The organism is bacterium (assembly GCA_019695335.1).
Lineage (GTDB): Bacteria > CLD3 > CLD3 > SB21 > SB21 > JABWBZ01.
Window position 1 is genome coordinate 1 of the sequence record JAIBAF010000110.1, and the last position, 6,530, is coordinate 6,530.

General features: G+C 44.5%; 5 protein-coding genes and 1 tRNA gene. 4 read left to right on the plus strand and 2 right to left on the minus strand.

Going from position 1 to position 6,530, the window contains the following annotated elements; translation table 11 throughout:
• A partial coding sequence (locus K1X84_16405) for a TlpA family protein disulfide reductase (protein MBX7153212.1) occupies window positions 1-383 on the minus strand: 383 nt, incomplete at its 3' end.
• A 118-nt stretch (window positions 384-501) separates the two neighbouring features.
• On the minus strand, window positions 502-729 hold the full coding sequence (locus K1X84_16410) for a hypothetical protein (GenBank protein ID MBX7153213.1): 228 nt from the start codon (window positions 727-729) through the stop codon (window positions 502-504).
• A 134-nt stretch (window positions 730-863) separates the two neighbouring features.
• Here K1X84_16410 and K1X84_16415 point away from each other — a divergent pair.
• The 4 genes from K1X84_16415 to K1X84_16430 form a co-directional block, all read left to right on the plus strand.
• Window positions 864-949: transfer RNA gene (locus tag K1X84_16415), tRNA-Leu, on the plus strand.
• 170 nt (window positions 950-1,119) lie between these two features.
• Entirely contained in the window at window positions 1,120-1,566 is a 447-nt protein-coding gene (locus K1X84_16420; protein MBX7153214.1) for an Hsp20/alpha crystallin family protein, read from the plus strand.
• Window positions 1,567-1,596: 30 nt separating this feature from the next.
• On the plus strand, window positions 1,597-4,056 hold the full coding sequence (gene lon, locus K1X84_16425; protein MBX7153215.1) for an endopeptidase La: 2,460 nt from the start codon (window positions 1,597-1,599) through the stop codon (window positions 4,054-4,056).
• 31 nt (window positions 4,057-4,087) lie between these two features.
• Window positions 4,088-6,530 (plus strand): hypothetical protein (locus K1X84_16430; protein ID MBX7153216.1); only part of this gene is annotated, 2,443 nt, incomplete at its 3' end.

Consider the following 6,530-nt stretch of genomic DNA (forward strand, 5'->3'; position numbering starts at 1 on the left):
GCCGCAATTTGAAACTGACGCGCAAAGGCGTCATCACCGTACCACGTCGGATAATCGATTTTCAATTCATCGTAGACAATAGGCTTTGCTTTTTCCGGCGATTCCGAATCGAGCAACACACCCAGTACTACTACACCATTGTTTTTCAGTTCGGCATGGATTTCCTTCAGTTCAGGAATCTCTTTGATACACGGTCCGCACCACGTTGCCCAGATATTCAGTAAAACCGTTTTGCCGCGATATTCCGACAAGCTCACTGTTTTGCCATCCAAATCTTGGATAGTAAAATTAATGCCGCCGTCATTTACCGGCTGAATACTTTCTTTTTTTCCGCATCCGCTAAAAATTAAAAATAATACCAAAATAATCGTGAAATTTTTCATCCGTTCTCCTGATTTCCAGTTCGTTCTTTAATGATCGATGTGGTTATAAGGTCAGGCCATGATCGCGCCGAAGTAAATACAAAAATTTAAAGCAATTTTTCCATCGGCTGGTTATACCTTATTCAATTTTTTGTTTTTTTGCAAGAATCAATTTATAGATTTCAAAAATCAGCCACGCCCACGGCGCGCCGTGCAAAAGAAGGTCGAACCAATCCATTGCCGTATGAATTCCGGTTCCGTTAACAAGCGCGGTCAATTGTTTCCACACATGAGGTTCAGGTACAAACGGCGCCAAACCAAGTGTAAGCGATGCCAATAATGGATACAGCCAAGCGGATCGTTTCATTCAATTTTTAAATATTCGAAAATTTGAGTCGCTTGTTATTCTTCAGATAACTAAGAAGCAATATATTTGTAGCGTCTTCAAAATGCTATTGCTTTTTTACAGGAATTTTGTTACTTATGAGCGCATTTTAAAACGCCGAAGTGGTGGAATTGGCAGACGCGCTGGACTCAAAATCCAGTGAGACTCAAATCTCGTGTGGGTTCAAGTCCCACCTTCGGCACGTGAGACCTCGTAAAAATGATCTGCGAGGTCTTTTATTTTTTCCCGTCTTCTCAAGCTTTATCCCCTAAATTCTCTTGCATTTACAGGCGTTTAGGCCGTATATTTTTATACCCTCTTGGTTCACAGCTTTTGTTCAAACCCTAACATAACTCCGTAAGGAGCAATCGTATGAATGAATCCGATGACGATAAAAAATTTAAATTTCGCGGATCGGATGACGAGATGGAATTTCTCTTCTCTAATTTTTTCAACACAAAATTTCCTATTCTCGTAACCGCAGAAAAACGCTGGCACCCGCCGACCGATGTTGTCGAAACCGACGACGAGTACATGGTGGTCATGGATCTCGCCAACGTCAAACAAGACGACATCAAATTATCATACGAAGGCGGCGTTCTGACGGTTTCCGGCGTCCGGCGCGAGATGAACGTCTCCCAGAAACGCCACTATCACAAAATGGAAATTGATTTCGGTCCATTCGAACGCCGGATCAAAATCCCCGCTCGCATTGTCGATCAATCGATTAAAGCGATTTACGACAGCGGCTTCCTCATCGTCAAATTGAAAAAAGACACCAGCAAGGCTACAAAGATTACCAACATTACAATTGAATAAAACTCGTTTTCATAAAGGTCTGTTGAGAATATGTCATTGAATACCTTAGTGACCGAAAAAACCGAACCCGTCCCAACGCCGGACTTTCTGCCAATCCTGCCCCTGAAAGATAATGTGATTTTTCCATTCGTCGTCTTTCCGCTGGTGGTAACGGAGAAACACTTGGTTCAACTTGTGAATGAGGCTTTGATCGGATCAAAGCTTATTGGCGTTTTCACTCAAAAAAATCCCGCCAAAGAATTTCCCACGCAAGACGATTTATATTCCGTCGGTACTGCGGCCAATATTCTGAAAATGTTCCAGGTACCGGATGGCAGTATCCGTTTGTTAATCCAGGGATTTTCCAGGATCAAGTTAGAACGTGTAGTGCAGGAGACACCGTATGCCGTCGGCGCCGTTAAAGAATTGCCTATCACGTACGAAAAAAATATGAATACGGAAGCCCTCGTTCGCGGCGTCTCGGAAAATTTTCAGAAAATGGTTACGCTATCGCCGGTGTTGCCCGATGAGTTGAAAGTCATTATCAGTAATATTCGGGAGGGCGATAAGATGGCGGATATGGTTGCTTCCAGCCTCAATATCGACATCGCCGAGAAACAGACCATTCTGGAAGAACTGGATGTCACGACACGTCTGACTAAAGTCATGACGGCGATCAATCGCGAAATCCAGCTTTTGGAACTGAATAATAAAATTCAAACCGAAGTCAACGCAGAATTGAGCCGCAATCAGCGCGAATATTTTTTACGGGAACAGATCCGCGCCATCAAACATGAGCTCGGCGAAGAAGAGGATGATTCCGTCGAAATTGAAGAACTTGAAAAGAAAATAAAGAAAACTAAAATGCCCGAGGAAGCCAAGACCATTGCTAAAAAAGAATTGGATCGCTTGGCCCAAATGTCGCCCGCTTCGGCAGAGTACACTGTCAGTAAAACTTACATCGATTGGGTTCTTGAAGTTCCCTGGTTTGCGTTTACCAAGGATTCCATCGATATTAAAAAAGCCAAAAAAATTCTCGACGACGATCACTACGATCTCGAGGACGTCAAAAACCGGATATTGGAATTTCTTGCGGTCAAAAAATTACGCAAAGACAGTAAGAGCCCGATTCTCTGTTTTCTCGGTCCTCCGGGAGTCGGCAAAACATCTTTGGGCCGTTCAATTGCCAAAGCTATCGGACGCAAATTCGTTCGCTTCAGTCTCGGCGGCGTCAAAGACGAAGCTGAAATTCGCGGGCACCGGCGTACTTATATCGGCGCTATGCCGGGTAAAATTGTACAGGAATTGCGCCGCTGTCAAAGCAACAATCCTGTTTTCATGTTAGACGAAATCGATAAAATCGGCCAGGATTTTCGAGGCGATCCGGCGTCCGCTTTGCTTGAAGTGCTTGATCCGGAGCAAAACGTCGCGTTTAACGATCATTATCTGGACATTCCATTTAATCTGTCCAATGTGATGTTCATTGCAACGGCCAATGATTTGTCGCCTATTCCTCCGGCGTTACTGGACCGTATGGAAGTTATTCGGTTGTCGGGGTACATTACAGAAGATAAATTGCAGATCGCCAAACGTTATATCGTCCCGAGACAAATCCAGGAAAACGGACTCAAGTTGAAAGACATCGAACTGACCGATGACGCCATCAGTCAAATCATCACTGCCTATACCTGGGAATCGGGCGTTCGAAATCTTGAACGAGAAATTGCCAACGTGTGCCGTAAAGTTGCACGCAAAAAAGCCGAAGGACAGAAATCCAAATCCAAAATCGGTATGACTCAGATCCTCGATTATCTGGGACCGCAAAAAATATTTCCCGAAATGGCACACCGTACGGATGAAGTGGGAACAGCGACCGGTTTAGCATGGACACAAAACGGCGGTGAAATTTTATTTATCGAAGCGCGTCTGATGGCGGGAAAAAGCGGACTTCAACTGACCGGACAATTGGGCAACGTGATGAAAGAATCCGCTCAGGCCGCCTTATCTTACATTCGTTCGAAAGCCGATACGTTGGGAGTACCGCGCGCTTTTTTTGAAAAAATGGATATACATATTCACATACCTTCCGGGGCAACTCCAAAAGACGGGCCATCCGCTGGTGTGACCATCGCAACTTGCCTCACTTCGCTCCTGACCAATAAGCCTATCAAACACGATGTTGCGATGACGGGCGAAATTACCCTGCGCGGTAAAGTCATGCCGGTTGGTGGTATCCGCGAAAAAGTTGTCGCCGCAAGGCGCGCAGGTATCAAAACAGTTATTTTGCCCAAGCTCAACCGCAATGACCTCGAAGACGTTCCGGATTATGTCAAACAATCACTGCAATTCGTTTTTGTCGATCATATTGACGATGTTCTGTCTTGCGCTTTATTATCGCATCGGACGAACGGTAAAACGGAGAAAAATTTAAATCGTCCGGCTTCAAAAAAGAAAGATACCATACTTACCGTCAAGAACACCAAAATAAACCGGCGCGTTTCGTTGTCATAAGCGAGCACGCTTAATTCGCACAGGAATGAGCATGCGTACACTCATTCTTTACATGACGTGGCTTAGCATCCTAGCGACTGAAGGCTCCGCTCAAAAGTATGTCGTCGAGCACTTCACTCCCGATCAAGGATTAGCGTCGAATGCCACGTATCAAATCCTTCAGGATCGGTACGGATTCATGTGGTTTGCTTGTGCAGGCGGTTTAAGCCTCTTCGACGGCTACCAATTTCGTATTTTTACCATTGCCGACGGGCTTCCACACACATCCATACGTTGCATTGCCGAAGATGCGGATGGCTGGATCTGGATCGGTACAGAAAACGGTATTGCGTGTTACGCTTCGCCATTACGCACCAACGTTGAAGCACGCCCCGCTACTTTCAAAAATTTCGTCGGTGAACTTCGAAACGTTGGCGTACACTCCCTTTTTATTGACCATGATAATAAACTTTGGATCGGCACGAATGATCATGGATTAATAATGGCCGACTTAAAATTCAAAAATGATTCGGCGGCTTTCATTAATAGTTTTAAGATGTACAATGATCACGACGGATTAACCCGAGCCGCCATTCGTTATCTTTATGACGACGATGAAGGGACATTATGGGTAGCGGCTGATGACGGTCTCTACAGTTTCGACAAATTGAACGCTCACGTTCGCCGGTTTACCGAAAAAGACGGACTTCACTCAATGACGGTTTATGCTGTTTTGAAAGACCATGAGCTTCGGTTATGGGTCGGAACGGCAAAGGGAGTGAATATCATCGATATGCAATCACGCACAGTTCTGAATGATCCGCAGAACTATAAGATCCGATCAATAAGTACTCCGATCTATCATATAACGCAGGATAAAAAAGGATCGATCTGGCTTGCAACACGTGAAGAAGGAGCTATACGATTCGATCCGATTTCATCGACCGTAACAAAATTTACTACGCGGAACGGACTTGGTGATAACAGGATTCAACAAATATATCAGGATCGTGAAAATTCAATGTGGTTTGCCACCTACAGCGCCGGCATAAACCATTTGATCACTGAAAACTTTCTCAACTACACCCTCGATGACGGACTCCCTAATAAATTAGTACTCAGTGTGCGTGAAGATCCTTCAGGAAAAATCTGGATTGGAACGAACGAAGGATTGGCCGTGTATGATGGCAATACTATTCAGAAAATTCCGTCAATGAAAGGCCATGCTATTTGGGCAATTCAACCGAAGGTGAATCATTATTGGATTGGTACCGATCAGGGCTTATTTAAACTGAATGACCTATACGGCCTCTCAACGATTTATACCACACGCGAAGGATTGGTTGGCAACTCAATACGCGATCTGGCGATCGACCGCGACGGGCTTCTGTGGATTGCTACGAATGTCGGACTGAGTGTGTTGAATATTGAAACCAATCGTTTTATCAATTACACAACGGATAATGGATTGCCTATCAATTATATTCGTTCTTTGTTTTTGGATAAAGACGGACGTATGTGGTTTGGAACGCGTGGCGGAGGCTTGTGCAGGGTTTTGTCCCGTGAATCGCAAAAAATTGAACTTGAAGTATATAATATCGATAACGGATTCCCGAATAATACGATCGGCAAAATTACGCAAAATCGGGATGGCTATTTATGGGTAGCCACGCATGCAGGAGTCGTCAAAATCGATCTTCAGCCGTCGGCAGCTAAAATCGATCAACACTTGAGCGTGAAAGACGGTCTGACGCACAATCTTGTTTCATACGTTATCGAAGATTCGACCGGCCATTTGTGGATTTGCACCGATAAAGGCGTCGATGAAGTCGATATCCGATACACCCCTCGTCTTGTCAATCATTACAATAAAAAATCGGGCATGATCGGAGAAGAATTTACCACACATAACAGTGTGACGATCGATCGCGACGGCCATTTTTGGTTTGGTTTTTTTGACGGCATTACGCATTATGTTCCGACCAATGACGAACGTACGAACATAGCACCGCTCGTGTATATTACCAATGCCATGGCCATTCAAAAATCCGATCAGTCCATCGCTTCCAATTTATTTGAGCAACAACCGGATGTGGCTCTGGACTATGACAATAGTACAATGACTTTTCAATTTACAGCCCTCGCTTTTAAAAATGTTTCCTTAAACCACTATCGATATAAATTAATAGGTTTTGATAATCAGTGGTCTGAACTTACCGATCAGCGATCGGTGCGCTATACTAATTTGCCTGAAGGCCTCTATACATTTCAAGTGACAGCCATCAATGCCGATGGCATCTGGAGTAAAACACCGGCTGAAATTACGTTTTCAATCGCGTCACCATTCTGGGCAACATGGTGGTTTCGGAGTCTGTGCGGTATATTACTAATTGCAGCTTTATATACCGGATATCAATTTCGGCTTCGTAAGATTCATGAACGTAACCGCGCCCTTGAAAACCGCATTGCTGAGCGTACTCAGGAATTGCAGGAAA